This is a genomic window from Pseudomonas sp. KH_046_2, from assembly GCF_057838985.1.
Genome location: NZ_JBYQOW010000002.1, coordinates 222,858 through 248,451 on the forward strand (window position 1 = coordinate 222,858; position 25,594 = coordinate 248,451).

33 protein-coding genes and 1 pseudogene are annotated in these 25,594 nt (G+C 54.7%); 26 read left to right on the forward strand and 8 right to left on the reverse strand.

Going from position 1 to position 25,594, the window contains the following annotated elements:
- Window positions 1–12 precede the first annotated feature (12 nt).
- The 6 genes from AC3IX1_RS29975 (at window position 13) to AC3IX1_RS30000 (ending at window position 3,896) form a co-directional block, all read left to right on the forward strand.
- The gene (locus tag AC3IX1_RS29975; RefSeq protein WP_102599522.1) at window positions 13–399 is read left to right on the forward strand and encodes a hypothetical protein; all 387 of its coding nucleotides are present in this window, start codon (window positions 13–15) and stop codon (window positions 397–399) included.
- Between the two features lie 14 nt (window positions 400–413).
- Window positions 414–713, forward strand: coding sequence for a hypothetical protein (locus AC3IX1_RS29980; protein WP_102599521.1), 300 nt, complete (start codon window positions 414–416; stop codon window positions 711–713).
- Between the two features lie 549 nt (window positions 714–1,262).
- A complete protein-coding gene (locus tag AC3IX1_RS29985; RefSeq protein WP_102599519.1) occupies window positions 1,263–1,919 on the forward strand; it encodes a hypothetical protein in 657 nt (218 codons plus the stop codon).
- A gap of 124 nt (window positions 1,920–2,043) precedes the next feature.
- The gene (locus AC3IX1_RS29990) at window positions 2,044–2,703 is read left to right on the forward strand and encodes an N-6 DNA methylase (RefSeq protein ID WP_102599518.1); all 660 of its coding nucleotides are present in this window, start codon (window positions 2,044–2,046) and stop codon (window positions 2,701–2,703) included.
- A gap of 26 nt (window positions 2,704–2,729) precedes the next feature.
- A complete protein-coding gene (locus tag AC3IX1_RS29995; protein ID WP_207235033.1) occupies window positions 2,730–3,221 on the forward strand; it encodes a hypothetical protein in 492 nt (163 codons plus the stop codon).
- 159 nt (window positions 3,222–3,380) lie between these two features.
- Window positions 3,381–3,896 carry a hypothetical protein gene (locus tag AC3IX1_RS30000; protein ID WP_102599517.1) on the forward strand — a complete coding sequence of 172 codons (516 nt, stop codon included), beginning with the start codon at window positions 3,381–3,383 and terminating at the stop codon, window positions 3,894–3,896.
- Between the two features lie 51 nt (window positions 3,897–3,947).
- On the opposite strand, the gene AC3IX1_RS30005 is transcribed toward AC3IX1_RS30000, so the two are convergent.
- On the reverse strand, window positions 3,948–4,199 hold the full coding sequence (locus AC3IX1_RS30005; protein ID WP_102599516.1) for a bacteriocin immunity protein: 252 nt from the start codon (window positions 4,197–4,199) through the stop codon (window positions 3,948–3,950).
- Entirely contained in the window at window positions 4,196–5,530 is a 1,335-nt protein-coding gene (locus AC3IX1_RS30010; protein ID WP_102599515.1) for an S-type pyocin domain-containing protein, read from the reverse strand. The genes AC3IX1_RS30005 and AC3IX1_RS30010 overlap by 4 nt, the downstream gene beginning before the upstream one ends.
- A 300-nt stretch (window positions 5,531–5,830) precedes the next feature.
- Here AC3IX1_RS30010 and AC3IX1_RS30015 point away from each other — a divergent pair, with 300 nt between their 5' ends.
- Window positions 5,831–6,025, forward strand: a complete 195-nt coding sequence (locus AC3IX1_RS30015; RefSeq protein ID WP_102599514.1) for a hypothetical protein — start codon at window positions 5,831–5,833, stop codon at window positions 6,023–6,025.
- A gap of 121 nt (window positions 6,026–6,146) precedes the next feature.
- Here the strand turns inward: AC3IX1_RS30015 and AC3IX1_RS30020 are convergent, their stop codons facing one another.
- Together AC3IX1_RS30020 and AC3IX1_RS30025 are read right to left on the reverse strand one after the other, a co-directional pair.
- Window positions 6,147–6,791, reverse strand: coding sequence for an SOS response-associated peptidase (locus tag AC3IX1_RS30020; RefSeq protein WP_102599513.1), 645 nt, complete (start codon window positions 6,789–6,791; stop codon window positions 6,147–6,149).
- Between the two features lie 126 nt (window positions 6,792–6,917).
- Window positions 6,918–7,493: a hypothetical protein gene (locus AC3IX1_RS30025; RefSeq protein WP_102599512.1), complete on the reverse strand. Its 576-nt coding sequence runs from the start codon at window positions 7,491–7,493 to the stop codon at window positions 6,918–6,920.
- 139 nt (window positions 7,494–7,632) lie between these two features.
- Between AC3IX1_RS30025 and AC3IX1_RS30030 the strand changes: the two genes are divergently transcribed.
- The 4 genes and pseudogenes from AC3IX1_RS30030 (at window position 7,633) to AC3IX1_RS30045 (ending at window position 9,865) form a co-directional block, all read left to right on the forward strand.
- Window positions 7,633–8,130: a hypothetical protein gene (locus tag AC3IX1_RS30030; RefSeq protein WP_102599511.1), complete on the forward strand. Its 498-nt coding sequence runs from the start codon at window positions 7,633–7,635 to the stop codon at window positions 8,128–8,130.
- A 91-nt stretch (window positions 8,131–8,221) separates the two neighbouring features.
- Window positions 8,222–8,893, forward strand: a complete 672-nt coding sequence (locus tag AC3IX1_RS30035) for a hypothetical protein (protein WP_102599510.1) — start codon at window positions 8,222–8,224, stop codon at window positions 8,891–8,893.
- A gap of 187 nt (window positions 8,894–9,080) precedes the next feature.
- A complete protein-coding gene (locus AC3IX1_RS30040; RefSeq protein WP_173678007.1) occupies window positions 9,081–9,551 on the forward strand; it encodes a hypothetical protein in 471 nt (156 codons plus the stop codon).
- 66 nt (window positions 9,552–9,617) lie between these two features.
- Window positions 9,618–9,865: pseudogene (locus tag AC3IX1_RS30045) on the forward strand (antirestriction protein ArdR).
- A 93-nt stretch (window positions 9,866–9,958) separates the two neighbouring features.
- Here the strand turns inward: AC3IX1_RS30045 and AC3IX1_RS30050 are convergent.
- Window positions 9,959–10,840 (reverse strand): hypothetical protein, encoded by an 882-nt coding sequence (locus tag AC3IX1_RS30050; RefSeq protein WP_146013508.1) that lies wholly within the window; start codon window positions 10,838–10,840, stop codon window positions 9,959–9,961.
- 290 nt (window positions 10,841–11,130) lie between these two features.
- Between AC3IX1_RS30050 and AC3IX1_RS30055 the strand changes: the two genes are divergently transcribed.
- Both AC3IX1_RS30055 and AC3IX1_RS30060 read left to right on the forward strand, forming a co-directional pair.
- Entirely contained in the window at window positions 11,131–12,138 is a 1,008-nt protein-coding gene (locus AC3IX1_RS30055; protein ID WP_102599508.1) for a tyrosine-type recombinase/integrase, read from the forward strand.
- A gap of 260 nt (window positions 12,139–12,398) precedes the next feature.
- Entirely contained in the window at window positions 12,399–13,310 is a 912-nt protein-coding gene (locus tag AC3IX1_RS30060; RefSeq protein WP_102599507.1) for a CAAX protease, read from the forward strand.
- Between the two features lie 83 nt (window positions 13,311–13,393).
- Here the strand turns inward: AC3IX1_RS30060 and AC3IX1_RS30065 are convergent, their stop codons facing one another.
- A complete protein-coding gene (locus AC3IX1_RS30065) occupies window positions 13,394–14,266 on the reverse strand; it encodes a DNA/RNA non-specific endonuclease (RefSeq protein WP_102599506.1) in 873 nt (290 codons plus the stop codon).
- Between the two features lie 633 nt (window positions 14,267–14,899).
- Between AC3IX1_RS30065 and AC3IX1_RS30070 the strand changes: the two genes are divergently transcribed.
- The 12 genes from AC3IX1_RS30070 to AC3IX1_RS30125 all read left to right on the forward strand — a co-directional run bounded on the left by AC3IX1_RS30070 (window position 14,900) and on the right by AC3IX1_RS30125 (window position 22,083).
- Window positions 14,900–15,328 carry a hypothetical protein gene (locus AC3IX1_RS30070; RefSeq protein ID WP_102599505.1) on the forward strand — a complete coding sequence of 143 codons (429 nt, stop codon included), beginning with the start codon at window positions 14,900–14,902 and terminating at the stop codon, window positions 15,326–15,328.
- Window positions 15,329–15,445: 117 nt separating this feature from the next.
- The gene (locus AC3IX1_RS30075) at window positions 15,446–16,006 is read left to right on the forward strand and encodes a hypothetical protein (protein ID WP_102599504.1); all 561 of its coding nucleotides are present in this window, start codon (window positions 15,446–15,448) and stop codon (window positions 16,004–16,006) included.
- A gap of 9 nt (window positions 16,007–16,015) precedes the next feature.
- Window positions 16,016–16,264, forward strand: a complete 249-nt coding sequence (locus AC3IX1_RS30080; protein ID WP_102599503.1) for a hypothetical protein — start codon at window positions 16,016–16,018, stop codon at window positions 16,262–16,264.
- A 149-nt stretch (window positions 16,265–16,413) separates the two neighbouring features.
- Window positions 16,414–16,644 carry a hypothetical protein gene (locus AC3IX1_RS30085; RefSeq protein WP_102599502.1) on the forward strand — a complete coding sequence of 77 codons (231 nt, stop codon included), beginning with the start codon at window positions 16,414–16,416 and terminating at the stop codon, window positions 16,642–16,644.
- Between the two features lie 71 nt (window positions 16,645–16,715).
- A complete protein-coding gene (locus tag AC3IX1_RS30090) occupies window positions 16,716–16,979 on the forward strand; it encodes a hypothetical protein (protein ID WP_102599501.1) in 264 nt (87 codons plus the stop codon).
- 251 nt (window positions 16,980–17,230) lie between these two features.
- On the forward strand, window positions 17,231–18,085 hold the full coding sequence (locus tag AC3IX1_RS30095; RefSeq protein WP_102599500.1) for a DsbC family protein: 855 nt from the start codon (window positions 17,231–17,233) through the stop codon (window positions 18,083–18,085).
- A gap of 110 nt (window positions 18,086–18,195) precedes the next feature.
- The gene (gene traW, locus AC3IX1_RS30100) at window positions 18,196–18,825 is read left to right on the forward strand and encodes a type-F conjugative transfer system protein TraW (protein ID WP_102599499.1); all 630 of its coding nucleotides are present in this window, start codon (window positions 18,196–18,198) and stop codon (window positions 18,823–18,825) included.
- Window positions 18,822–19,862, forward strand: a complete 1,041-nt coding sequence (locus AC3IX1_RS30105) for a TraU family protein (protein WP_102599498.1) — start codon at window positions 18,822–18,824, stop codon at window positions 19,860–19,862. Before traW ends, AC3IX1_RS30105 begins: the two co-directional genes overlap by 4 nt.
- Window positions 19,810–20,541, forward strand: a complete 732-nt coding sequence (gene trbC / locus AC3IX1_RS30110) for a type-F conjugative transfer system pilin assembly protein TrbC (protein WP_256580146.1) — start codon at window positions 19,810–19,812, stop codon at window positions 20,539–20,541. Before AC3IX1_RS30105 ends, trbC begins: the two co-directional genes overlap by 53 nt.
- 75 nt (window positions 20,542–20,616) lie before the next feature.
- A complete protein-coding gene (locus AC3IX1_RS30115) occupies window positions 20,617–21,087 on the forward strand; it encodes a hypothetical protein (protein WP_102599497.1) in 471 nt (156 codons plus the stop codon).
- A 101-nt stretch (window positions 21,088–21,188) separates the two neighbouring features.
- Window positions 21,189–21,638, forward strand: coding sequence for a hypothetical protein (locus AC3IX1_RS30120; RefSeq protein ID WP_146013509.1), 450 nt, complete (start codon window positions 21,189–21,191; stop codon window positions 21,636–21,638).
- Complete coding sequence (locus tag AC3IX1_RS30125) at window positions 21,631–22,083, forward strand: hypothetical protein (protein ID WP_102599495.1); 453 nt, start codon at window positions 21,631–21,633, stop codon at window positions 22,081–22,083. Before AC3IX1_RS30120 ends, AC3IX1_RS30125 begins: the two co-directional genes overlap by 8 nt.
- Here the strand turns inward: AC3IX1_RS30125 and AC3IX1_RS30130 are convergent.
- Together AC3IX1_RS30130 and AC3IX1_RS30135 are read right to left on the reverse strand one after the other, a co-directional pair.
- Complete coding sequence (locus AC3IX1_RS30130) at window positions 22,080–22,460, reverse strand: hypothetical protein (protein ID WP_102599494.1); 381 nt, start codon at window positions 22,458–22,460, stop codon at window positions 22,080–22,082. The two genes, AC3IX1_RS30125 and AC3IX1_RS30130, sit on opposite strands and share 4 nt — an antisense overlap.
- 87 nt (window positions 22,461–22,547) lie before the next feature.
- Window positions 22,548–23,444, reverse strand: coding sequence for a recombination-associated protein RdgC (locus AC3IX1_RS30135; RefSeq protein ID WP_102599493.1), 897 nt, complete (start codon window positions 23,442–23,444; stop codon window positions 22,548–22,550).
- A 111-nt stretch (window positions 23,445–23,555) separates the two neighbouring features.
- On the opposite strand from AC3IX1_RS30135, the gene ligA reads away from it, so the two are divergent.
- Window positions 23,556–25,565, forward strand: a complete 2,010-nt coding sequence (gene ligA, locus AC3IX1_RS30140; protein ID WP_102599492.1) for an NAD-dependent DNA ligase LigA — start codon at window positions 23,556–23,558, stop codon at window positions 25,563–25,565.
- The last annotated feature ends 29 nt before the right edge of the window (window positions 25,566–25,594 follow it).

A 25,594-nucleotide genomic window follows, 5' to 3' on the forward strand; every position in this document is an offset into this window, starting at 1 on the left:
AGGAGAACAAACATGCTGAACGTCCCAAAAGCTCTGCTGGAAACTCGTGTCAAAAAAGAAACGCTGCATCGTTCTGGTAAGCGTCTGTTGTTGGAAATCGCGGGGGCTCTCCAGCTGTCGCCGGAGTCCTATGACGTTCGCTCTAACAAAGGCGGAAATGGGGTGATGGGCGAGGTGACACTTCATTCGGATGACCTGTACTTGATGGTTCACGTCGCGACTGGTGAGTTGCGGGTGATGTACCGAACCTGCAAAGGCCGAAAAGACTACTGCGGGGGGATGAACCACTACATCGGCGTGCCCGACCTGGCCAGCACCACTGCCAGTGAACGCTTCATGGCAAAGCTGAAGCAGATGTCCAGTCTGGGCATCCGTGAATCCAACCATCAGGCTGCCTGATCAAGGAGTTCGACATGTCGGAGAACCTGGTGCAGTTTCCAGAGGCTTTTGCGCAACGCATCAGCAAGATCATCGGCTACGAACCACCCGCCGTCGGCAACCAGGCTAATGGCTGGTTTGGTGGCTATGGATGTCGCTGGTGTGCGGCCTCTAAGGCGTGGTTCACGGTAGTGCCTTTCGATCAGCGGCAGGTGGCTGAGAAAGTGGCCCAGATGTTCCGTGAAACCGGATTGGTCGATGTGACAATCTCGAACGAGGGTGGCGTCTCTCAAGAAGAAGATGGAAAGGGCCTGCAAGTATCGGCTTACGTGTGAACAATGCAGTATCAGCCGCTCCTTCGGAGCGGTTTTTTTTCGCCTCCAGTTTGCTCGCGCCTGTGCACCATCACCGTAGGCAATGAAAACCTTCTAGGAGATCGACGACATGACGTACACAGACACTCTGGCTGCCTATCAGGCTCTTCTGGCTGGTAAACCCGGGCAAGCTTTACTGATTGGCCAGGACATGGCTTGCAGGCTTCAAGATGGGCATCTTGTTGGCGTATACCTCGACAAATCTGGCCAAGTAGAGAACGGGAGCGCGTTTGACTTTGACGTCAGCGCGTTTGATACCTCCCGCGGCTGTTGGGATTGCGATGACTCGACTTCGGCGATGATGGCGTGGATCACGTCACCAAAATTCGTGGCGTGCAGCGCTTAGTGAGATGGAGCCGCCCCCGTGGGATGGTTGCGCTCAACTCAGTCTAAATCTGCAACTGATAAATGATGCACACAGCCGTTCTCTTTCGCAGAGGACGGCTTCTTTTCTTGTGGGGCCGTGTTGTCCATCTCCATTTTGAAATGACAACGAACTGGAGCTTCACAATGCAAAACAATGATCAAACCTTGTCCCAAAACACTTCTGAAGCCGCCAAGGAGCTGAATGCTACTCCAATGGTTCTGACGGATGCAGCGGGTGAACATGTGCCTGCACCTTACGATCCGGCATTGCTGGCCTTCATTCACGAAGGAACGGAAATCCGAAATCCTTACGTTTCGCCAGATGGTCGCACCCTGGTAAACCCTGTCTCGGCTTACGGGTTCGTTGAATATCACACCGGCGGTGGGTGCATGGCGCTGATGCGTCCTCATACCGAAGGTCGCGTCTTGTACCTCACGCAGGATGGGATCTACATCGCAGATCCACAGGATTGGCGCGAGTGCGTGATCTCAGTTAGCGATGCCGAAGGCAACGATCTCGCCCACTGCGAGCTCGCAGCTGTCCCGTCGTCCAATGAAGCTGGCCACCAAAACGCGTGCGAAAACCCGTTTTGCCCTGAAGAGCTCAAACTTGAGTCCCCCGAGGCTTTGAAGAATCGGTACCGCGTGTGGGCGCAAGAGAACCTGGCAAATGATGATCTGGAGTTTGATGAGCAGGCTTCCGTGTCTCTGTGTGAGGGCGGGGCGTTCGTCCAGGCCAGAATATGGGTGCCGTTCCGAAATTTGCCGGCGCCACCAGATGACGCCGAAGAAGGCGTTTAACCCCCCAGCCGTCCTCATTCGTGAGGGCGGCTTTTTTCTGCCTACTTGCAAACGCTCCAAGGTCGATTGCTGGCTCATGTGAAACATCACAGGCCATACGTTCAATCACTCTGGAGTGCGCTTCATGGCTAACAAGCTTTCTCAAAATGTTCCGTCTTATGCGAAACCGCTGGTCGATGCGCTCGGTGATGGATACCGGTACTCGCCAGCAGAAATGTTTCGCTATTTTCTCAGCGCGGTGATGGAGGTTTGGGGATTCCAGCCCTGGTACCCAACTCCCGTAGAGGCTAGAGAACGGGTGATCATCGCAATTGGTTGCTATGACGACGTGGTGGCCAAGGAGGAGCCTTTCAAAGACATCCTTGGGGCGGTTTACGCCGAGCTCAGCAGCAAAGGTGGCAAACAGCTTTTGGGGCAGTTCTTCACGCCCTGGAACATTGCAGTGATGATGGCCAACTTTGATCCCGAGCCGGTATCAATGGCTCAAGGCCGAAAGGTACTCTCCGATCCTGCGTGTGGCAGTGGCGTAATGCTGCTGGCCAGGGCTAATCAAATTCTCGAAAACCATGGACCAGAAGAGTTGTTCCGGTGGAAGTTTTACGGCTGCGATCTGGACGCGATTTGCGCACGGATGACAGCCATACAGCTCGCCGCCAACTGTGCAGTGCACAGAGTTGAAATAGGAGAAATCCTGATCGTTCAAGGCAACACCCTCGCAAGCTCCGAAAACAAACAGGTGATCCTGCACGCCAGTTCCCCCCGGCGTCTGGCTTTGGCTTCATAATTCCAACTCTGAATCGAGAGAACCTCATGAAAATCCGCAATGTATTGGTAGTGCTGATGGGGCTTTGTGGTTTTTTACCGCTGATTGGTCAGGCTTCTGAAGCCACCGATGCAGTGATGGAAGTAGCCGCTACCCGGATGTCGACGGTTGTACGTGTCAACGGGCAAAACGTTCCTGTGATTTACGTGGGCCAGGTTGATGTCTGTGACTCTGTCGCAATTCAACATGCGTCAGATCGCTACGAGCACTTTCGTGTGTGTGACAACCAGGTAATCCCGCGCAACACTGTTTCCCCCAGTTGGACCGAAGAAGATGGTGGCCGGGCTGTTCTCGCCGCGGTGGTCAGCAACTCGATCCTGTTTGGAGAAGCGAGTCAGACAGACTCGAACGGTTACCTCATTTCAGCCCGTATCCTGGGTGGCTTGAGGACCGATTGTAAAAACGTTGAAGTCATCATCAGCTATGACGGGGACCTGGTCGACAGAGCTCTGAAAAGCGTATGTGGCAAACATAGATAACGCTTCACCGACCCTACCAATTAATGGTGGGGTTTTTTTTGATCAAAAACTCCATCTATGCGCTCGTGTCATGCATTCCCACCCTCTACACGCCCATGTGACGCATCCCTGCTGTACCAGGCCTTCGCAACGTCTGGCCCAACTTTCAGGAGAGTCACGATGCAAAACGCAATCAAAACATTGGTAAGCCATCAAGAAGTGCTGGACGGCTTCGATCAGTCAAAGCTTCCGATCGATCGCGATTCCATTCGCTCTCGCCGGCTACTGCGCATGATTGAACTGGTCGAGGTCCTCAGAACACCTGATAACCAACGGACCATGTGGCAGCTGCTGCTGGACGCAGGGGCTAACCCGGACTACATCCTCATGCGCGACTGTGACGATGATGTTCAAAATGGCCGCCGTCCGGCGATTCAGGTTCGGGTCAATACCTGCAAACACCGCGGATTTGTGGTGCTCGGATACGATGCTGACGATCGTGGTTTCAAACTGCTTTTGCAGGATGAAGGTACGTCGATTGCTCGCGTTACCGTCGAAAAAGTCAATGTTCGCAAGTTGGCCGAAGTCCTCGAGGATCTCGTTGACGACGGTACTCGCCGTTTACCCCAAGCCACAACCAACAACGCGGTGTCTTCCAACGCTGCCATTCAGGGCGACTATCTGCTTCGTCCTTAAAACGTTTCACCCGAGCCCACTCATTGAGTGGGCTTTTTTTTATCGGCGCGGTTACTCGACTTTAAACCCCGGCAAACCCTGAGCCGCACGCCATTCCTTGACTGTTTGGGTGATACCTTCGGCTGAATCATCCGCCTCATCTTCCGGGTAGAAGATCAGGTCAGAACCATCAGGGTGCTCGCTCACCTCTTCAAAGTGGAACACCAGCTTATCCACTTCTGGCTCCGTGCCATCGTGGCTTTTGATGCGCTGTAGCAGGGCGACGAATTCGCTTTCTGTGTATTCACTGAATGTATTTTTCATAATTTTTGCCGGTCTTCCTTGTGAATTTCAGCGTGACGTTTTGGAGTGGCTACGGAGAGGTTATCAACATCGTAAACGGCGCCGCCATGTTGTATGTGCTCTATGTGGTGGATCTCGTAACGACCATTTCCGCCGTTGCGTTCTGCTTTCGGTGCGAACGGAGAATTGCCTTTTGCAAGCCAGTCTTGGTTGGTGGGTTTGAACTGGCTGAGTAGTTCAGGATCGTTGCCTACGGCAGTCCAGAGTGCAGCCCGGAAGTCGTCAAAGCTCTTAAATTTTTGCCCCCGCAACTGATCGGCAATTCTCGTTGGTATTGGTGCGCCAAGTCCTGTGCCAGCGCCACCAAGCCAGATGCCGGAAACGTCTTGACCCTGCCCCGTGACCTCGCCGGATTCATGACGGGCGCTGACAACAATGTACAACGGCTGCACGCCAGAGCCGGCTGGGAACACCAGGATATAGTCGTTATAGGCGTCCGGGTAAATCGGGCTGACAATGATGTTGTCAGCCTGTTCGGTGGGTGGATAAATCCAAATCTGAGGTGCTTGAGGTGCACCCTCTAACGGTGGAATCCCCGAGATGCTGGACGGGTCAACGGCCGGCGTCCATATAAGCGTCACGCCGTTGCCAAAGTCGGCCACTTGCTTAGAGCCTTGAGCAACGAACTGCACTACAGGAATCATTTCCCATTCGCTGCGCTTCTGGGTGTTATACCCGTAGCCTTTCAAGGTTCCATCGGCCTGCTGTTCAATGTGCAGGCGGACACGCGTTCGGGCTTGCTTGAGTGACTGGAGCTGTTCTTCCGTGTATAGGCTGCTATCGCCCAAGCTCGAAGACCACAGCAACATAGCCAGTCCCCCTAGAGCTCCAGCAGCAACACCAGCAGTAACAACCCCAGCACCGCCCGCAGCGCTCGCCCCCGTCCCAGCGGCAACAGTTGTTCCGGCGGGGCAGAGGCCACCACAGGTCAAACTAGCAGCAGTAGCAGTTCCGCCTAATAGAAGTGTTCCCAGGGCAGTCGGTACGGCGCTACCACCGATCTTTTTGAGGGGAATATTCCCGTCTGCGTCTGTTTCACGACCTCCAAGAATGGCGAACTCGCCGTAGTTGGCCACTTTCTCAACAGGGATAAACCCGGCGGGTTTCTTGTAATCGATTACACCATCAGAGAGGTCACAGCTCTTTGCGAACACACAGCCCACGGTTTTGGGCTTTGCGTCATCCGTCGGTGGGAGGTCTTTGTATTCCGCCCAACGTTGGGCGTGGATATCAACAGGTTCAACGCCGCTATTGCGGTAGCCCTTCGGCGGGTTGGGTACGTATCCGCTCATTTGAGCTTCCTTTTCATCCTTGGGGAATCCAGCCTATAGCTGGGGCAGAATGACGTTACTTGGAAGCATTAGCGCAAGCTGTAGGACAAATCCATAATGTCATGCTCCGCTTTCCTTTCCATGTCATAGCTGGGGGCAGGATAACCGCTCTATTGCTAAGTACTGAATGGTGGCGATTGGCCGCTTGCCCGAGAGATCTGGAATCTCACAGCCAACCGATGCCCTAATTGCCGGCGCAGAAAGCTATACACCGATGTGAGTCATCTCCTCGAGCAAGTTCAAACCTTTCAGGAGAGACCCATGACAACGACATTTAAGATTCGATTGACTGAGACGAAACTGCGGACGATGGATATAGAGGTCGAAGCTGAAAATGAGGAAAGCGCCATAGCAGCAGCGTTGGTCGAATCCAAAATCACCGGCGACGCTGAATGGGATCTACAAGACGAGCCCATCACTGTAGACGCTGTGGTGGTCGATAAGGAAGAATCATAAATGTGTCCAGGCGCATCACACTGGAAATCGAACACCAATGTTCGAAGGATCTGAACGCATTACCGAAACCCACTTCTTGAGTGGGTTTTTTTCTGCGCGGGATTTGCCGTAGGCCGACAGCTCACCCAGGGCGGTTATCAACCATCAACCGGTCAGCCGGGTAGGGCTGCATGAAACTCATGGTTTGCTCGACGCTTGAATTGAGCCAGTCCGTGATCAGCCCATTGGGCAAAATAACGATGGAACGCTTTTCATCATTCGGTTTGTGAAACGCGTTCATGAAGGGGTGTGCGTCAGCGTTTATCGTCAGCATTGTGTAGGAGTGGACGACTTGCCCATCTTGGTCTTTCCACCTCTCCCAGAGACCCGCGACCGCCATAACACCGCCATCGGTACGGGTGATCCTGGTAGGAACTGCTTTACCGCTTCGCCAGTCCGGCTCAAAAAAGGCGGAAATGGGGATGATGCACTTTTGTCCCTTTTTCCAGGCTGACTTGAACGATGGTTTGGTACTTGCCGTTTCTGAACGGCAGTTGTAGGTCTGACGTCCTAGTTTGCGATCCTTCGCCCAAAACGGTAGCAAGCCGAACTGGCCAGTGAGGGCTTCAAGCTCGGGCAGATCGTCCTCGCGCGCCTCCTCAGGACGCAGGCGGATGAAGGGCCCCATGTAGGTTGGCCACAAGTCTATTGGCAATTGTGAATCGGGGGCCACGCCGAAGCCGGCCAGCAAGCGCTCGTTCTCTGGTGCCTCGTAGTGGGAGCACATATAGGGGATCCTTTCTTGTGTCGTTCACAGCATAGACCGCATCCTGCGCAGAATTGTTTGATTGTTCCTTTGTATTTGGCACAAAAAAACCGCTGACCGAAAGGCCAGCGGTGGGTACAACGTTATTCAGCTACGAGCGCTGTGTGTATGGAACGTTACCTCATCCATGCAAGCAAAGAGGGTGCCCACGCGTTCCTGAAACAGGTGCAGAGCGATCTGTTTAAAGCGTACCTCGGTATCAGATGAGGGGGTATCGTCGAAGGTAAAACAGACTTTGCCACCGTACTTGCCTTGGTTGTACTGCGGCTGGATGTCGACGGTGGCCAACAGCTTTCCTTTCTGCTTGATGTGCCGGCCTTGGAATTCGAAGGCACATGTCTTTATCAGCTCTCGGGCCTTCGCCGCGGTGATGGGTTTGATATCCGCATCGCCGTCAGGCAGCAAAGTGATTTCATAGGTTTGCACCTTCTCGAACGAGTTGAGTGCGCATTCAACAAACTCGGTAGTCCGCGGATGCAGACCGATCGAGGCGAGATGCGTACCGTTCTCGCGGAGGACCCAGACGTAGCGACCACCCACCGTGCCAGTGTTGGCCAGGTGATCGCGATCGAACTGATAGAAGTCCTGGCGGTAGCCGGTGAGGATGCACTGCTCGGATTCAACGATGGCGGTCATGCGATCAAAGGCGTTCTGAAACTTCATGGTTCATCTCCTGAAAGGTTTGCGTTACCCATCGAGATGCAACACATGCGCGTACAAACCTGAGTGGCCCCGGGCGACGTGTAATCGCCTGTTCGTCATACCTGATTGCAAGTTCAATCAATCAGGAAGCTCCCCCAGAATGAAAACTCCCAAAGGCTATGTCTCAGTAACCCACCTTCAAGACCTGCTGTCGGCTCTCATTGCGCACAACGATGAACTCGATGAGGCTGAGCGTCCCCCAGAAGGTGATGATTACAACGACATCTACAACATGTCCGTCGCCAAACTGAGTGCATTGATCAACGATGCCGGCTCGGCTTCCCCAGAGGAGGCGAGTTGCGCTGAAACGATCACCATTAACCAGGTGCGCACCGAACCCCAAACCCAACCGACCTATCAGGTTGGCGCGGTATTGATGGCAATCGTTTTGCGCATTCGCCTCGCTGATGCGCGTGCCCTTGTCGCTGCGTATGAGCGGTGCTGGCAGGAGCAAGCTAACGGTAATGCCGGGAGCCAGAATCGAGTCAGCAATGACTTTGCCAAGCTCACCCAAGAAATCGCCGGCAGGATGGTGGCGAGTGATCGTCAGTACGTAGAAACGCTGTTGGCGCCGCCGCAGTTCAAGCAGACCGCATAACCCACCCTAAGCCCGGCTCTTATGCCGGGCTTTTTCATTTTCCAAACCCATGTTGCCCATCTCCAGCTACACAGCTAACAGGAGATCCCAAATGTCCCACTTCCAGAAGAAAATCGATCGACGCAGTAAAGAGTCGATGGTTCAGTTTCTCAAAGACCATTTTCGCTACAACACCATGAACAGTTGGAACGGTTCGACCAGTTATGCGCACTGCATCAAGCTGCATAACCTGGGGCTTACGGCCGAGCAACTGGACAAGGCATACGACGTAATCCGCACCGATATCTGGGATGAACTCGATGTTCAGATCCAGGACTTCGTCACCCAGATGCACGGGGCTTACACGATCGGAACCAATGGCCGTTCAAGTGGGTACCTGGTGCTTTACAGTAGCGAATGGAAATCGACGGGCTACAAGTCCTATTGCCGTACCTGTTACCAGCGCAACTATCAAGCCTGCGGCAACACCGACGGTGACAATACCTGTGGCGCATGTCGCGCAACCGGTGACCAAGGACGAGTGAACTACGCAACACCGCCCCGCCAACTCAGTGTCTCTTCTGCCGGCATCGACGACGATCTGGATTTCGAAGACTGGTCGATGGAGCAGTTGAAGGCTCGCGTCAATGTCGTTGAGGCGTTTGACAGCGCCTGTGATGACATTCGTGTGGCCTTTCTGGACATGCTGGAAATGGACGTGGTTGAAGAAACGATCATGGTTCCTGAAAAACGCTACGTCCTCCAGGCGTCGCATGCACAATAACCCCACGACCGCTGGCCTTTTGGCTGGCGGTTTTTTTTTGGCAGAGCGGGGTGGTCGGCGAGGATTGTGTCCAAGGCTATTGATTGCCACTATGGATTAATGCCGCAACTCAGCGCGAACCGGTCAAGGGCATTCGGGCTGACGTCGAGCACACCAAAATTCCGTACGCATGAACAATGGAAGCCTCATGAGAGCAATGCTTTTCGCAGTAGTAGCAACCCTGTCTAGTCACGCCTTGGCGGCTGATTCCATCTACATCAACACTGAGCTGACGCGTAACGGTGTGACTGTCGATAATTTTGCCGGTCTCACCACTGGCGGCTTCACACAGCCACACCGCAATGTCGAGGTCATCAAGTACAGAGACGGCATCGTAAAAGGCAAGGTAGTAATGGCGCAGTTGGAGGTTGGCACCACGGCATCCATCACGCCGGTTGTCACCAGCGACGGAAGTATTCAGGTGGTGTTCGACATGAACTACGTTCGCCTGGATGAGATGCCCACAGCCAACCTCGGGGGTACGTACATCGACCAACCGAAAACGGAAGGCGTTAGGTTTGCTCACACGGATACCATTCCTAACGGTGGAAAGCAGGAATACAAATCCATCGAGAACGGGGTTACGTATATTTATACCGTATCGGCCACAAAGCAGTGATCATTGAGCACCCTGTTTACCTTTGAGTTCACCGCAGCCATTCATGGAAACACAGGACCTCGACAAATGAGTCAGCTTCTCGGAACGTTACTCACCACTGTCGAACAGTGGCGAATCCGCAATCCGGATCGCCATGGTGGTGTGGTGCTGGTTTGGCAGGGTGAGGTGTATGGATGAAGAATAAACTACGGGACGCGGTCCACGAACGTCCCGGGGCCTACGCAGTGGATGAGGCCGGTCACGTATTCATTGCAGAGGGTGGCGATGACCGAAACGGTGCCAAATGTTGGGTTGTGGTCGACCTGGCCATCTGAACCCGGGAACGATCACCTGGTCGTTCTCGGCGATCACAAAAAAGCCCCGACCGAAGTCAGGGCTGGTGGAGCGTTTAAAGGAATCTGTGCAGCTTATGCCGCCACAGGTTTAGTGATCTGTTCCAGAATGTCCTCGAGCGGCATGCTCGACAGGGTTTTTAGATCATCGTTGTCATCGAGCAACCGGGCACGCAAGGTGTCCAGGTAGGCGTCGAGTTGAGTGCGGGTATGCAGCTTGATGGAAATCATCAGCAGCCTGAAGGCCAGCTCAGCTTCGTTTTCCAGGTTGTCGGTGCGGTTAACGTAGTCCTTGAGGAAATCCAGGATCTCCCCAGTCCACGGAATCAAACCGAGATCTTCATCTGCTGCATCGTCGCCGATCGACAGTTGTGCTCCGTAGCCAGCGTTCAAACCCTCGCTGACGGCGTTGAGTGCCGGCGTCAAGGTTTCCCAGTCATAGCCTTCATCTTCGTCGGACTGCTGATTCAATTTATGCAGCGTTCGCAGAGCGTTGTACTGCGCCGGAAACAAGAAGTGCATTAACGCTTTTGGACCTTGCGCGACGACTGCCGAGAGGCTGGCAACCACCGCTTTTTCCTCGATCAGATCCGGGTTGCCAGCAGCCAGTGCGAACACCTGCTGAAGGGCCGATTCGATCACCGCCGACGGTGCGTCTTCCGGCGTGAGGACTTTCATCTGGATGAACTGGAGTATCACCGATTCGCCCCAGCTGTTGTTGCAGTGAAACGAGTCGCCAACCCAATTGCCGTCGGCGATGCCTTTTTCCGTGATGATGGTATGACAGCGTCCTTGGTTACCCCAGATCAATTGCAGCACCAGGTCATCAACCAGAGGTTCCGGGGCATCCAGCTGCACTGAGCAGCACTCAGTGTGCCCCGATTTCAATGTCAGACGTACGTGACAAGCCGCGGCGGCGATGCGGATGAAGCTGTTGCGCTTATTCGAGTGAGTCATGTGTAGCCCCTGAAAGAAAGTTGAACGTGCACCTCAGGGATGCATCACAGGGGCGTGTAGCGGGGGAGGTGCCTCCTTTCTGTTCGGTGCCTTGGCTTTTGCTTTGGCACCAGTTGCGACTTGGCCACGTCGCTGGCCAGCGCCTAACACAGCAGCATTGCTCACCTTTTCCAGTGTTAAAACAGGCATGCAGGGTGCCAAAACCTCCGCTAGAATCCCATTTCAGCCACATGCAATTAACAGTCAGAGCTTCATCTTCCTGACCGAGGCCTGGACCTGCGGAGTGAACCATGAGTGCGCACGACGACCTGTTCAAAACCGACCCAACTGCCTGGGATACCGATCCCAAGGCCACGTTTGAGCAGTGGATGAGCCAGCAGCCAGGCCGCGGCACCTCACGCGCTCACATCAGAATCTCATCCGCCGAGGTCTATCGAGCTCAATGGGGTCGCTTTGTCGCCTGGATTGAGCAAAAGGGCATTAAATTGAGCGAAGTGGATTCAGTCGCCATCAGCGCGTTCCTGGAAAGCTTGGACAACAATCGGCCGCAGCGTGACCGGTACCGCAAGTTGATCCAGCGGGTGCTGGCCGACTTGATCAAGAACACCGCCGAAGTGGGCTTCCTGAACCCGGCCGCACAGGCAATGCGTGAAGAAGGAGCAAAATGGAAGGAAGCGGATGGAAACCTGCCTACGAGCTTTCTCAATCAGGCTGAGCGAGCTTTGCTGGCCAATCACCTGATTTCGCCGATCACCGCGGAGAAAGAGCGTGATCAATGGCGTGAAGCGCGGGATCGGGCGATCGTTGGTTCGTGCGTGGGGGCTGGGCTCAAGGTCGCTGAAATCGTGGCTCTGACTGTTAATTGCATCGACTTGCGTGGAGACCATTGGATTACCCTGCGCGACAAACGATCGCAGTTTTCCCACAAGACTCGGCCGTTCGACTATGCCGTTCAGGCACTCACCACCTGGTTGCATCATCGGGAGAGGATGGCCACTGAAGGGAATTTGCTGTTTCCCTCGGACATCAAAACCATCATCAAAAATGGCAAGCCCGTCACCAGCATTCACCCGTCCACAATCGTGCGCATCACAGAGTCGGTGATCGAAGAGTCGGGGGTCAAAGCGTTACGAGGAGATGAGCATCGCGCCAGCCCGCAAACGTTGCGTAACTCGTACGCGGCGGAAATGTTTGAACAGGGAGAGTCGCCGGCGCATGTCGCCCATCTAATGGGCTTTGTTCAAATCGTCTCAGCTGAACGGTTGTTCGCATCCTGGCAGATGTGGCGCAACAGCTGAAGAGCACAATACAGAGGAAAAGCAGTAATGCAGCAGCCCCAAACCGAGTGCTATAGAAGGGTGCCAGTGTCGCGAAGGGAAGTTATGATGGCGCAGAAACGAAAACACCGGCTCTAGGCCGGTGCGGATGTTTCGTAGGTCTTTGTGAAGGGTCGTAGGCAAGCCCATTGGAGCCCCACACCAACCTTAGGCATCAGGATATTCATGGTTGACGCACGTGTCAACCCACAGCAGGTATAGGAAATTCCTAAGGGACCAGAATGCCCAAAAGCTTGATCTATCGTCCAGTCCTTATCGACGGCCTGATAACCAACCACCGCATCGGCAGCTATGCACGGGTCTTTAATACCCGGAACGACCTTGAGTTGATGGGCGTCTACCTGTGGAACTTGAGCGTGTGTGCGGCATTGTATCCACTCGTTAGCTCCGCGGAAGTGACGCTTCGCAATGCGATCGACGCGGCGCTTACGGGAGATTTGGGCCGATTTTGGTGGAAAAAGACGAAACTCCACTACAAATCATTTGTTCCCAACACCAATGCTCCCTATCCGGTTAATTTTCTCTACGGGAATTTTGATACTGCTGCCGGGGCGGTGATCAGGGAAGCAAGAGTCCGACACAACCGAAACCGTCATACGCCGCTGCACCACGAAGTCGTTTCAAAAACAGAATTCTCCACCTGGGAGTTCATCCTTGATGCCGAGTTCATGGGGAACAATCTTATCTGGCCAAAGAATCTCGGTAAGGTTTTCACTGGGCCTTGGCCGTCGCAACAAGCGTCGACGACACTCACGTACCTGAAAGACCTGGTGACAACCGTCAGGGAGTTCCGGAACAGGTTGTTCCATCATGAACCGGCATGGAAACGCTTCGGGGTACTCAACGAAGCCAACGCTCTTGCCCACCTGGTTGAAAAAATCAGAAAAATTGAGGAATTAATTACCCTCATTTCACCTGAGAAAACCGAGCTTTTGCGCAAAAACGGCATTCTGCAACGCGCATACAGTGCCTGCACGTCTGCGGAGATAAGAAGACACCAGCACGCGGGCGTTATTCATAAAGTGGCCAGTATGAGCAAGCTGGCACACGTCGTCGAGCTGGCGCATCTCAACAGTACGATGGAAAAAATCTGCATTTACGGAAAATCCAAGCGGGTGTTCACGATCAGCTAGGCGGTTTGGCTACGCAATTCGGGTGAAGGGGGCGATCGGCGCCCCCAAACGGCCACTCCCTCAAGCCAGCCCATCCCCGAAGATCACGATCTCCCGGCCGAACCGGTGACCGGCAGATCCCCCAGCAAGTTGAGCCCGGTGGTTTTTACGAAGGTGGCGTAGTCCATCGGCCGTTCAACCCGAGTTTCAGCATTCGGGAGCACGTACGCCCAGGCACGTTTAGACGAAGCGTCGTAAACCAGCTTGAACAAGCGCGTCGGGACCCAGACCTTGTTATCGCCGATAGTCGTGTACCCAGGGTCGAAGAGCGGGCCTGTGAACACATAGACACTACCACCAGCACGCTGGGCGAACTTGCGCACGTCGGATTCTAATTTCGACCAGGCCGTTCTGTTATTGCTGGAGTTCTGCGCGACCATATTCGACAGCGCAAAAGACTGAGCCATTGAGCGGTGATCTGGTGCGTCTCCAGCTGGGCTTTGATGCCCTCGATCCAGCCCTGTGCCGCGGTAATCGCTCAGCTCCGCCCGGCCATTCTTGGGGATACGAGGGTCAGGGTAGAATTGGTTAGTCCGTTCTTCACCCTTGGCATCTCGTAGCTGCGCAGCATCAAGCCGCTCGACCACAACCAGTGGCGTCTTACTCGTTTGCGAGTAAACAACGGCGAAGCTATCGGAGCACAGTGCCATTGGCTTCATGGCCGCGGGCACGCTGGCCACGTTGATCGGCCTGGCGGCCGGGAACAGATCGGCACAACCGTCGAATGAGGCCTGTTTCTGCTGACTGGAGTAGAGCGCGAGCGCCTCGCTCTGGCCGATAGTCCCCGAACGGTAGCTGCCCTTTTCTTCCTGGGCATTGGGCAGCTTGATGAAATCCATCAAACCGCGAGCTTCGGCTGCGCCAGCCGACAGCATTACAAGGGCCGAAAGCCCGACAGCAAGTTTGCTTAGCTTCATGCGTGAGTTCTTCGAGATTGATAAGCGGAATACTGACCGCAGCACCGGTGAACAGCAGCGCCCTGTACCGGCAGCAACTGATTTGTAGAAACCGTATGGGGTAGACCGGGCAGGGTAGTGGCTACCGGCACAGCCGAGGGAAGGTAAGCAGGTAAAAGCATGGTCGATTGCCGGCTGTGCTGAATTTGAAGCATAACAGGTACGCATACCAAATTCAGTCCGGGCCAACTGTTTTTCTCAAACGCCAGAAACCACAAGGCCCACTACATGTAGCGGGCCTTGTGGTCGCAAGTTCAACCTTTCGGTTGATTTCCCAGCCTTTCAGGAGATTGGGTCGTTTGAGGCGTTTCCGCCTGCTTGGGGCCTATTAAACACAGAATTTATGGCTGATGCAACACGCATCTATAAAATATTTTCTCACTCGCGCATCCAGTCCCTGCGCCATTTATACAGGCTATACGGGGTTTAAGCCTGGATTCCCCCCACGGCACCCACCACAAAACCGCTCACACCAATCCTAGGAAGCGTCAAATAGATTCTCTCAGTATTCAAAAAGAAAAAGAAAAGGCAGAATCCGAAATAACACGTACCGGTATTCCCAACCCGTCGCCTTTTCTACATGAGGATCATCACATGAAGCTTTTCTATTCCGACAAATTTTCTGAGCCTCAAGGGGGCTCACCCTATTTGGCAATGCTTGCCTTCGTGGTTCTCTATTACGTTCTTACCACGGTTATTGGCCTTTTGGTTGGCGGGCCCGCCGGTCACGAAATTTGTGGCGATTGGTGGGTCGGTACCTTTATCGGAATTTTGCCAACGTCAAGCAGGTACGGGATCAAAATCGGGAGGCTGAGAGCCTTACTGTTGCTGGCGGTTGCGGCCGCATTTCTCTACTACGCCAAAAGCATTACCGGGGTTGTGGTTCCTTTCACGCCCGCGGACCCAATGGGGACCATCGAAATTGTGGCCGCTCTCGGTGCCGAAATAATCATCGGCCTAATCTGTGTGAAATTGGTTGGACAGTTCGTATGGAAAGGCTTCCTTGGAAACCTTTTTTCATAGCGCTGAAGGGTGCACGTGTCAGTAGGACACGTGCCATGGCTCATCCTTATCGTTTGGTGCGCGACATCTCCGAATACCAGGTCCACGCAAGACCTGCTAACCCTCAGGAGACGCACCATGACCAACCCGAAAACTGTTCAAGCTCAAACTGTTTTGCTGGTCGAAAACCGTGAGCAAGCAACCATCCTCGCCGCACTACGTCACTATCAGCAAGCGCTGCTCAGCAACCGACCTGGCTTAACCGAGTTTATCGAGATCGCAACTGACAGCGGAGCTGTTCTGCCCCTGTCCGCTGATGAAATTGGCGATCTCTGCGAGACCGTCAACTTCGGTACTGAGCTTGACCAGGTACAGGACTTCATCGACTGGACATCGCCTCACAAGGCGGCATTCACACGATTGGTCGACCAGATGAACAACCAGGGCTGGCGCTCGACCCGCGTGCACAACGGCGAATACTGGACGGATCTGTCTGCCGATATAACACCTGAAGCCATTTACAAAAATCACCTCGGCGAGATGAATTTTCAGATCGAGTTCTCGCTCAAACTGGACCCCTCTAACACAGGGCACTGGCAGATCGCTCCGAAGGACTCTGTCGGCCTTACCTGTTTCGGTGGCACCCCGTCGTTTCTGGACGCGACCCATGCGGCAACAAGCAACGTGTTTGGCGAGTGAGGTGTGTGAATGCACCCAATCATCGCCGCGTCCAGACTGATGAACAACGCTCAGATCACAAGGAAGGCCGCCATTCATGCAAATGCGACGACGATCTTTCTGTGGGAGCTTTCCACCGGTGACACACTTGAGCTCGTTCGGACCTGTTCAGGTTTCAGCTCTACGGAACTCAAACACCACCCCTTCAACGATCGCATCAACTACTACCAGGAACGCAGCCGCGCAAAAGTGACTGGCTGCTACCAGCAGCAAGCCTGACACAAACCGATCCACACGCCCGGCACAGCCCGGGCTTTTTTTCGCCCAGAAATTACAGCCGCTTGATTTTCATATCCGTTGGCAAGTCAACGCGTACTTCAGGCCGGACCTGACGACGCATCAACCAGCCTTTCAATTGGACAATCCACATGTCGACCCAACACAGCGCAGCAGAAATGCGCAACAAAATACTTAAGCACCTGGAGAAGGGCGCGGGCATTTATGCCACTCACCCAACCGCCCTTGGCGAACGCTACTTCAAAGCCCGCGTGTCCGGCGACAACCTTGAAGTTTGGAATGGATACAGCTGGTTCGAGGTACCCCGCGGCACCCAGTTCAACAACGGGCATGGCTCAAGCGGAAACCTGTTCACTTACTAATGCCGACGCACCACGTCACCAATCACTTTCGCAAGAGTGGTTTGGCACCAACTTTCAGGAAAAAATTTGACATGAAATCCAACCGGACCCCGTACACCCAACTGGGCAACACCATCAATGCCGTTACCGTTTCCTTCTGCGTCGGCCGTACCAAGCATGAGGTTCATGTTCCAGCCGGCACTCGCTGCTGTCTGCTGGATGGACCTAACCAGCGCTGGGTGGTCGATGACCTGAGCTTCATCGATTCCAAAAGCGGTGTCTTCACTGACGCCTCGAACTACGGCATTCCAATCGACCCTCAGAATCTCACGAACATTCGCCCGTCGACGGTTTAACGCTATTCACACCCCCGTCACCAATTCTGGTGCGGGGGTTTTTCTTTGCGCGGTGAAACCGATTGGGCAACTGCTGATCTGGGTTCAGCCATAGGTGCTCACCCTAAGTAGTGTGTGTTTAGGCTCCTCGAACCCAGATCAGAATTGTAAATAATACTGGCTGCGTATTGTCTTGTGTTATTCGTATTGTTAGTATGGCATCACACGTACGCATAATCCTGTAACAGACCAATTCAAATCTGAGGTACTCGATGAAGAAGCTTGCACTCGCAATCGCCCTCGCCAGCTGTTCGCTGGCTGTTTTCGCTGACGAAGCCGCCCCAACCCAAGCGCCAGCCGCCGCCGTCGCTACGACCACCGTTGCCCAGGTTGCCCCGACCGCTGCACCACAAGTCGCCGCTCCAGCAACCCCAGCAGCTCCGGTTGCCGCGGCGGCGCCAGCACCGGCCGACCTCGAAACCCTGGCCGTTCTCAACGGTCTGCGTCAGAAGTATCCCGCAACCAACTTTACCAGCGTCGTCAAAGCACCTCTGGCCGGTATTTTCGAAATCACCATGGGCAAAAACATCGCCTACACGGACGCCGAAGGCCGCTACCTGATGTTCGGAAGCCTGTACGACATGCAAACCCGGCAGGACCTGACCGCCCCAAAACGAGCAGCGGCGGAAAAGGTTGATGTGACCAAGTTCCCGCTCGCCGACGCATTTACCCGCGTTAAGGGCGATGGCTCCCGCAAAATCTACCTGTTTACCGACCCCGACTGCCCTTACTGCCACGACCTCGAGAACAAGGTCTTCACCCAGCTCGACAACGTGACGATCTACACCTTCATGTTCCCGATCGAGTCGCTGCACCCTCAGGCCAAGGCGAAAGCCGAATCCATCTGGTGCTTGCCTGAAGCAGACCGCGCCGCCGCCTGGGACACTATGATGAAAGGCGTCATGCCGGCACCGTCCAAATGCGCCAACCCCATCGAACGCAACATCGGCCTGGCAGAAAGCCTCGGCGTCAACGGCACCCCAACCATGTTCAGCGAAGACGGTCGAAAGATGCCGGGATTGGGCACGCTTGAACGCCTGGAGTCGTGGCTGAAGGGTGGCGCATAAGCCGGAACCCAGCACTTGATCCTCTCGTGGCCATCTCGATGGCCACGTTGTTTTTGGACACCTCAGATCTCACCTTGGGACGCCCACGGGCGAACCTATCTGGAGTTGCGATGAAGCTACGCCGCCTTTGTGCCATTGCCTTCGTTCCCGCTCTCTATCTCACCTCATTCAACCTGCATGCTGAACAGCTGGGCCAATATGGCAACACCTGGGATGTCCAAGAGCAGGATGCAATCGACATGATCAAAGGTCGGTTGGGTGACATGGAGAAGAAAGGGGACCTGTCGAAATACTGGAACAACTACCGGGACCAGCAGCTGTCCGGGCTAGAAAACCCCAAACCCCTCGCCGGAATCGAAGAGGTGGTCGAACCGCAAATTCGCATGTACGACCCGACCTACACCTATGCCGAGACCGTTAAAGACCATCTCGGTAACGTGCTGGTCCCGGCCGGTACCAAGATCAACCCGCTCGATTACATCTCACTGAGCAAAGCAATCATCTTTATTGACGGCCGCGACCCCAAACAACTCGCCTACGCCAAGAAGCGCACCGATGAGCACCCACGGGACAAGGTAATACTCGTGGCGGGGTCCTTTCTGAAGCTGAATCGCGAGTGGGGGCGCCCGGTCTACTTCGACCAGCGGGGCATCCTGACCAAGAAGTTCGGCATTGAGCGTGTGCCAGCCGTGATCACCCAGCAGGGCCGGCAACTCCAGATCGAGGAGCTCAAGCTATGAAAAAGACTTTTATGGCTTTTGGCTTCTTGATCACCGGGCTTCTCAGCTCTCTCAGCGTCAACGCCGACGAGATCTGTACCGGCAAGTTTCCAAATCTCATCACTGACGTCTGCTGGTCCTGCATGTTTCCGATCAAGCTTTTCGGCTCGACCAACCTGGTTTCGGATGGCCAGGAAGACTTTGACAGCGGCGGCGGCTCAAGTCCGTTCTGCTTTTGCGGCAACCCGCCCAAGGTGGGGATCCCAACGTCATTCTGGGAATTCGACATGATGACGGACGTCACCACGGTACCTGGTTGCTTTCCGCTGCTCGGCGGTGTCCGGGTAAACGTCGGTGTGAACTCGGACGCATTCGGGCAAATTTCCGATGATCAGGGTGGCGGCATCTCCAGCACTCGCGACTCGTTCATGCAGGTCAACTTTTACCTCAACCCTGCCATGTATGTGATGGGGGCGATTCTGGATGACACCTGCATGGACCAGCGCGGCATGGACGTCCCTTGGGTCTCGTTTGCCGACCCCACGCATAACGATGACGAGCTCGCCGGGATCCTCACACCGTATGCCTTCCCGTTCGGCAGCATGGTAGCGATCGGGGCAATGTCCGCCGACGCGGTGGCAGCGGCGGCAGGGTTCCCGCTCTCGACCATCTTCTGGGCTGCCGGCTCGTACGGCCACATGTACCCCCTGACCGGTCATAACGAAGCGCATTTGAGCATGGAGCAGACCGCCCGGTTACAGACGACCCGAATCCTCGCCAAATTGCACGCGGCGGGAACGCAGTGGGCAGCAATGGGCAGCGGTGCCATGTGTGGCTATTACCCACAGATCATCATGGACAAGCGCCAGTACAAGTTCACACGTCTGTACCCAAAACCCGAAACAGCAAAGATCGATGGCAAATGCTGTGGCCCCATTGGGCGCTCCACCATTCTGACCGAATCGAATACAGAGTTTCCAATTCCCGGTTACAAGGACTTTGGCTATGGCATTTTCCGTAAACGCGACTGCTGCGGCGGCGTTACTCTTGGCAACTAGCGTTATGAGCCTGGGCGTCGGCGCCCAATCGCTGGCAATGCCGTCCGATGCAGAGCTGCAAAAGCTGATGGGCGAGCAGTCAGCGGCAAGGGCCGCCACCCTGGGTGGCAAGATCGATCCCGTGAAAGCAGGGACCTTCAAAACTACCGTGCCGGTGATCAACGCTCCGCCGCCGACCAAGACGGAGACGCTGGACGACGTTGTTGCGCGTTATAACAACGCGAAAAACGAATCGAAAGCTAAGCCCGGCCAGAGTGACTTCATCATCTTCGTCTCGTTCTCGATGCCGAAGGACATCCTCATGGATCTCACCCGCCAGGCTAAAGAAACGGGTGCTGTGCTGGTGGTCCGCGGCTTCGTCAACGGCTCCATGATGCAGACCAAACAAGCCGCATTGGACGTGAACAAAGCGGGCGTTCCTTGGGAGGTCAACCCTGAGCTGTTCAAGGCGTTCAAGGTTGAGGCGGTTCCAACGTTCGTTGTTGCAAGCGCCGAGGCCGAGTCAGTCCTCGACACTGGTTGTTCACCCGATGCGACGTACACCTCGGTGACCGGCAACATCTCTGCCCAGTTGGCATTGGACACGATACGCCTTCGTGGCCAACCAACGATCGCAAAAATGGCAGAGAACAAGCTGGCACAGATTCGCCAGCGAAACGCACCAGGATCGGTTCAGTAACTTTGGCCTTATGCCCTACGCAGTAGGGCATTCCGAAATACCGTTCGTGAAACTCATACCGAAAGGAACAGTGCTATGTCCGATAAGTACAAATGGGAAGTCATCATTAATGGCGTAACTGTCGGTTCCCTAAGTGAAAATGAACTCAGCCAGATCGACAAAGCTGTTCAACAGGACAGACGACTGTACCTCGCGCAGTTTGTAAACCTCATCTACATCATCTGGAGCGCAATGACCCAAGCAATCCACATCACGCCATTGGCGCTGATGACATGGGCATTTGGCTTTGCTTGCTCTGATCCAGAAGGGTTCACCACTGCTATCACCACAAACCCGGCCCAGCTTTATATCGGGTGGGTAATTGGGGCTTTAGGTGCAGCAGTGTTAGTAGTATTTGCTTCGGCTGGATTCGGATTTACGCACCTGAACTACGAAAACAAATTCAACGCTCGCAAGGAACGGTTGATCCGAAGCCTGCTCAAGGTTCCAGCAAAAGGCGACTTGACGTTGTGCGGGGTTGAATGTGAGTCAGCGGCAGCTGCCTAAATAGCAACTGAGTAACTTTGTAGGCTGAACAGTTGTTTGATTGTTCGCACTCGATAGAACTAATCAATCCTGACTTTAATGCCTCCTTGTGAGGCATTTTTTTGGACGACAACAAAATGCAAAATCTGCTAACCAAAGAGGACCACGAGTGGCTCCACGGGCTGGGTCTCAACCTGAGCACCTGGCGTGAACTCACCTGCGCAAAATTCAAAAAAGGTGCTACATCTGGCGAGCTGATGAGCATTGCTCGCGACGGTTGCATCTACCGGGACGGTGCATGGGTTAACGCCGGCGACGTTGCTGAAGAGGTTTCCAAATCAATCACCTGGAACGCCCAGGTATTTGAAGCATGGAACTACGGCTTCGCCTGCAAAATTCACGCGATCTGCGCAACATTGTCGAGTTTTGATGCGGACATCTTGCTTATCGCGTCAGGCTTCGACAAACAGGACTTAAGTGAACTCAGTAGGGCATCCAGCGAAGCTGTAGCTGAGGCTTATCGCGACCTCTACGGAGAGGGAGAAGAGGACGAGGAGTACTGTGATGAATGAGCCCCTGGTCGCCGAGCATCCAACCCCGCCTGTAAACCGGCATTGGGCATTAGCTGTGATACTCCTGTTGCCCGTGTTGGCCATCGTCTGCATTGACATAGTGCTGATCTATTTCCAAATCACCTATGCACCATCCAGCACCGTGGCCAGCGACGTGTCTCACTCAGTTCTAACAAACACCGCCTGGGTGCTGGACAAAATCTCCGTAGGCGGGGGAACGGTTCTGTTTGTGGTAACTCTTGAACTCCTGTTTTTTGTGCAATCGTTGAGACAATTCCTACTCTGCGCTGTGGCGCTTACGGTACACCTTGCCACCGTCTACTTCGTGGATCCCGCGGTGCTTACACCCCCTCATAGCTGTGAAGGCGCAGGGCCTTTACTGGTAGGTCAATCGAAAGGCGAAAAAAAAACCCGGACACTGTGTCCGGGTTTTGTACATCGTTAAACAATCTGAGCCAGTCTACCAGCGCCAAACGCAGCTCGCCGGCTCAGACGATCCCATTGAGCATCGGTTACAAGCACACTGCTACGAGCTTTGACGTACCCATTAACGGTCTGGCGGTAATTCAAGCGGACCAAACCAGCGGTCACACTCGGAACACCTTCCAGCTCGTACACGTTCATAAACCCATCAACATCGACGGTGGTCGTAGTCACGATCTGAGCGTGGAACATTTTCAAATAGCAGGCTTTCCCCAACAGAAAAACAAGTTCGCCAATCAGCTTGGCCTGCTTCATTACAGCCTGGGATTTCAGGTTCAGCTTCAGGCTGAGGGACTGGGCTTTACGTTGGAATACGGCAGTGTCAAAAGTCAGTTTCATGGTCATTCTCCCGGAGTGTGTGCTAAGCCTTGCGTATGCCTAGTAACCGGTAATGCGCATCACGCTCTTACAATCAACACGCCTTCGTTAACCTTCGCTTGCCTCCTCTCCGCCCAACGCCTCAAGCAACGACGGCACCAGTTTTGTCAGCTGTGCGGTGTAGACCAAGAACATTGCGGAAAATGCCGCTTCCTCATCTTCCTCGTCGGGTATCTCGCCCTTGACGCTATCCAGGAAAGTAATTTTCTTGACCTGCGATTTGTCGGTCAGAAAAAACGCTACCCGTTCATCCCAGGTCATCGCGAGTTTTGTGGGGCGGCGCCCCTCAAGAATGTGTTGCCGCACTTCATCGCGCTCGAGGCTGAGCTGTGCGTAATGGACCTTGGATTTTTCGATGTCGAGTCCTTGCAGATACACCTCTCTGTCGACGGTGAACTCATCAGGCGCCTCGTTGTTCATCAACCAGGTGGCCATTGCAGATCCGGGGTCCATGCTGGTGCGGATTAACGACGCCGGAATTGCGATGACCTCCTGAAGCAATGTCATCACATCGTCGGCTTTAGCGGGGGTTCCAGTGTCGATCGCAATCAGCCCGGCAGCAGCATTCACCCATATCTGAATAGTTACCTGGTGCTCGAATGCCCTGGGTAGCAGTTCAATGAGTGCTTCTTCCTTGAGTTCCTTCATCTGTTTGCGGCTGGGCTTGTAGCCCTTGTCGGCCTCGATCTTTGCGGCCTTTTTGATCGTCAGCCGTTGCAAAACAGGCTCAGGAACCTTTTTTTCTTCGAAGCACACCGCGATCAAATACTGCTTCTGCACCTCGTATACCAGTCCACCGCCAGCCCGGGGGGCAATCCAGCCACTTGAGCGAATCATTTTTTCAGTGCAAGGCTTGAACGCCTTCTTCTCAAGCTTCTTGGCCAGCTCCGTCGGCGAGAGGGTCCATGGCTCGGTGATCCGATAAAGGTGTAGGTTTGAAAACATGGCGGCGACCTGAGGAGGACTGGCTGTAGCAAGATAATAAATCACAACACGTGCGCATAATACTGTTTGATTTATTATGATGAGTACATCCGTCCTGTCAGCGAGAAAACCATGTCTGCTCTTCTTCCTGTTGAACAACGAATCCAGCAGCTGCGCACGGCTGTAACCGCCCACGCGGACCAGTACCATACGAACGATGCGCCCCAGATCACCGATGGGGCGTACGACCTTCTTTTTCGTGAGCTACAAGACCTTGAGGCTCAACATCCGCACCTGGTCACGCTTGACTCCCCGACCCAGAGAGTAGGGGGTGCGATCCTTGATGGATTCGAGCCGGCTCCCCATGACCAGCCCATGCTTTCGCTCAAAGATGCAATGGACGATACCGAAGCCATGGCATTCGTCACCGCGGCGGCAGCAGGCCTTGGCGTCGAGCCAGAGGCTCTGGAACTCACCGGCGAATTGAAGTACGACGGGCTTGCGCTCGCTGCCAGGTACATCGGCGGCGTCCTTTTCCGTGCCGCCACCCGGGGTGACGGCTTTACCGGTGAAAACGTGACATCTCAGGCGCGGACCATCCGGAACCTGCCTCTTCGACTGCCAATTCCGATAGACCTGGAAGTCCGTGGTGAAGTGGTAATGCGGAAAAGTGACTTCGAGCTGGTCAACGAACAGTTGTTGGGCCGCGGAGAGAAGCCTTTGGCCAACACGCGTAACGGGGCGGCCGGCAGCATGCGGCAACTGGACCCGAAAATCACAGCCTCTCGCCGCCTGAGCTTTTATGCCTATGGCGCTTCGGAACTGAACGGAGAAACACCGTTCAACGCCACCACTCAATGGGAGCTGATTCAAGGCCTGCTGAATTTGGGGTTTGCAATTGCCCCAGAGACCGCAGTAGTGCGGGGTCGGGCTGGAGTGGAAAGCTTTTTTGAGCGCGTCGGCGAGGGCAGGGCAGCGCTCCCTTTTGACATCGATGGAGTGGTGTTCAAGGTCAACGCTTTACATGGCCAACAAGAGCTTGGCTGGACTAACCGCACGCCTCGGTTCGCGATCGCCTACAAATACCCAGCAGAAGAGGCCATTTCCACCGTTCGGGATATTGTCGTACAGATTGGCCGGACCGGCGCCGCGACCCCCGTGGCCAAAATTGACCCGGTCCGGGTTGGGGGCGTAATGGTCTCAAGCGCATCACTTCACAATGCGGACCAGGTCAACGCAAAAGGTGTGAAGTTCGGAAGCACTGTCATTGTCCGCCGGGCGGGCGATGTGGTGCCAGAGGTGGTCCGAGTCGTGCCATCTTCTGCTGACGAATCCCTGCAATGCTTTGTCATGCCCCTCAACTGCCCATCCTGCGACTCCCGCCTCGAGCGCCAGCCCGGCATGGTGGGCTCATACTGCCCCGGCGGCCTGAAGTGTCCCGCACAGAAGCTGGGCAAGCTATGCCACTTCGCTTCCAAGCTGGGCATGAATATCGATGGTCTGGGAGATAAGTCGATCACTGCCCTGATCGAGGCTCAGCTGATAAGCATGCCATCTGACCTGTTTACTCTTCAGGCTACTGATGTGGTCTCCCTGCCAGGCTTTGGGCGTGTTTCCGCGGCAAAGTTGACGAAGAGCATCGTCGCCTCAATGCAGCCGGATTTGGCGCGGTTCATCTACTCGCTGGGTATCGAAGGTGTGGGGGAGGCGACGAGCAAAGCCTTGGCCAAACAATTTGGCGCCTGGTCGCGGTTTAGGGTTGCCACCTATGACGAACTAATTCAAACCCCCGACGTCGGCCCCGACACCACTGCAAACATTCAGCGGTTCTTTGCCGATGACTCCCTGGGTCTCGAAGCCGATCGCCTCGCCGCGATCACTTCTCCGCAGGATTCGCTGAAAACCACCGGGAGTTCCCTGTCGGGCAAAGTCTTCGTTCTGACCGGTACATTTCCCACCTTGAACCGCGAGCAGGCCAAGGCGCTGGTCGAAGATGCCGGCGGCAAGGTATCCGGCTCAGTATCCAGCAAAACCAGTGTCGTCGTTGCCGGCGAGTCCGCCGGATCAAAACTTGAAGCAGCACAGAATCTCGGCATCCCGGTCTGGGACGAAACGATGCTGCTAGCTGCCCTTGCGAGCTGAAGATTACAGGCCGACGTAAAGCATTCCCT

What these genes read in the sequence shown, in the direction of transcription:
- AC3IX1_RS30115 (WP_102599497.1), top strand. Translation starts at nt 20,617, where the DNA reads ATGTCCGATAAGTACAAATGGGAAGTCATCATTAATGGCGTAACTGTC.
- AC3IX1_RS30085 (WP_102599502.1), top strand. Translation starts at nt 16,414, where the DNA reads ATGTCGACCCAACACAGCGCAGCAGAAATGCGCAACAAAATACTTAAG.
- AC3IX1_RS30005 (WP_102599516.1), bottom strand. Translation starts at nt 4,199, where the DNA reads ATGAAAAATACATTCAGTGAATACACAGAAAGCGAATTCGTCGCCCTG.
- AC3IX1_RS29975 (WP_102599522.1), top strand. Translation starts at nt 13, where the DNA reads ATGCTGAACGTCCCAAAAGCTCTGCTGGAAACTCGTGTCAAAAAAGAA.
- AC3IX1_RS30135 (WP_102599493.1), bottom strand. Translation starts at nt 23,444, where the DNA reads ATGTTTTCAAACCTACACCTTTATCGGATCACCGAGCCATGGACCCTC.
- AC3IX1_RS29980 (WP_102599521.1), top strand. Translation starts at nt 414, where the DNA reads ATGTCGGAGAACCTGGTGCAGTTTCCAGAGGCTTTTGCGCAACGCATC.
- AC3IX1_RS30000 (WP_102599517.1), top strand. Translation starts at nt 3,381, where the DNA reads ATGCAAAACGCAATCAAAACATTGGTAAGCCATCAAGAAGTGCTGGAC.
- AC3IX1_RS30080 (WP_102599503.1), top strand. Translation starts at nt 16,016, where the DNA reads ATGCACCCAATCATCGCCGCGTCCAGACTGATGAACAACGCTCAGATC.
- traW (WP_102599499.1), top strand. Translation starts at nt 18,196, where the DNA reads ATGAAGCTACGCCGCCTTTGTGCCATTGCCTTCGTTCCCGCTCTCTAT.
- AC3IX1_RS30040 (WP_173678007.1), top strand. Translation starts at nt 9,081, where the DNA reads ATGAGAGCAATGCTTTTCGCAGTAGTAGCAACCCTGTCTAGTCACGCC.
- AC3IX1_RS30090 (WP_102599501.1), top strand. Translation starts at nt 16,716, where the DNA reads ATGAAATCCAACCGGACCCCGTACACCCAACTGGGCAACACCATCAAT.
- AC3IX1_RS30095 (WP_102599500.1), top strand. Translation starts at nt 17,231, where the DNA reads ATGAAGAAGCTTGCACTCGCAATCGCCCTCGCCAGCTGTTCGCTGGCT.
- AC3IX1_RS29990 (WP_102599518.1), top strand. Translation starts at nt 2,044, where the DNA reads ATGGCTAACAAGCTTTCTCAAAATGTTCCGTCTTATGCGAAACCGCTG.
- trbC (WP_256580146.1), top strand. Translation starts at nt 19,810, where the DNA reads ATGGCATTTTCCGTAAACGCGACTGCTGCGGCGGCGTTACTCTTGGCA.
- AC3IX1_RS29985 (WP_102599519.1), top strand. Translation starts at nt 1,263, where the DNA reads ATGCAAAACAATGATCAAACCTTGTCCCAAAACACTTCTGAAGCCGCC.
- AC3IX1_RS30035 (WP_102599510.1), top strand. Translation starts at nt 8,222, where the DNA reads ATGTCCCACTTCCAGAAGAAAATCGATCGACGCAGTAAAGAGTCGATG.
- AC3IX1_RS29995 (WP_207235033.1), top strand. Translation starts at nt 2,730, where the DNA reads ATGAAAATCCGCAATGTATTGGTAGTGCTGATGGGGCTTTGTGGTTTT.
- AC3IX1_RS30050 (WP_146013508.1), bottom strand. Translation starts at nt 10,840, where the DNA reads ATGACTCACTCGAATAAGCGCAACAGCTTCATCCGCATCGCCGCCGCG.
- ligA (WP_102599492.1), top strand. Translation starts at nt 23,556, where the DNA reads ATGTCTGCTCTTCTTCCTGTTGAACAACGAATCCAGCAGCTGCGCACG.
- AC3IX1_RS30065 (WP_102599506.1), bottom strand. Translation starts at nt 14,266, where the DNA reads ATGAAGCTAAGCAAACTTGCTGTCGGGCTTTCGGCCCTTGTAATGCTG.
- AC3IX1_RS30105 (WP_102599498.1), top strand. Translation starts at nt 18,822, where the DNA reads ATGAAAAAGACTTTTATGGCTTTTGGCTTCTTGATCACCGGGCTTCTC.
- AC3IX1_RS30015 (WP_102599514.1), top strand. Translation starts at nt 5,831, where the DNA reads ATGACAACGACATTTAAGATTCGATTGACTGAGACGAAACTGCGGACG.
- AC3IX1_RS30130 (WP_102599494.1), bottom strand. Translation starts at nt 22,460, where the DNA reads ATGAAACTGACTTTTGACACTGCCGTATTCCAACGTAAAGCCCAGTCC.
- AC3IX1_RS30010 (WP_102599515.1), bottom strand. Translation starts at nt 5,530, where the DNA reads ATGAGCGGATACGTACCCAACCCGCCGAAGGGCTACCGCAATAGCGGC.
- AC3IX1_RS30025 (WP_102599512.1), bottom strand. Translation starts at nt 7,493, where the DNA reads ATGAAGTTTCAGAACGCCTTTGATCGCATGACCGCCATCGTTGAATCC.
- AC3IX1_RS30030 (WP_102599511.1), top strand. Translation starts at nt 7,633, where the DNA reads ATGAAAACTCCCAAAGGCTATGTCTCAGTAACCCACCTTCAAGACCTG.
- AC3IX1_RS30075 (WP_102599504.1), top strand. Translation starts at nt 15,446, where the DNA reads ATGACCAACCCGAAAACTGTTCAAGCTCAAACTGTTTTGCTGGTCGAA.
- AC3IX1_RS30020 (WP_102599513.1), bottom strand. Translation starts at nt 6,791, where the DNA reads ATGTGCTCCCACTACGAGGCACCAGAGAACGAGCGCTTGCTGGCCGGC.
- AC3IX1_RS30125 (WP_102599495.1), top strand. Translation starts at nt 21,631, where the DNA reads ATGAATGAGCCCCTGGTCGCCGAGCATCCAACCCCGCCTGTAAACCGG.
- AC3IX1_RS30070 (WP_102599505.1), top strand. Translation starts at nt 14,900, where the DNA reads ATGAAGCTTTTCTATTCCGACAAATTTTCTGAGCCTCAAGGGGGCTCA.
- AC3IX1_RS30055 (WP_102599508.1), top strand. Translation starts at nt 11,131, where the DNA reads ATGAGTGCGCACGACGACCTGTTCAAAACCGACCCAACTGCCTGGGAT.
- AC3IX1_RS30060 (WP_102599507.1), top strand. Translation starts at nt 12,399, where the DNA reads ATGCCCAAAAGCTTGATCTATCGTCCAGTCCTTATCGACGGCCTGATA.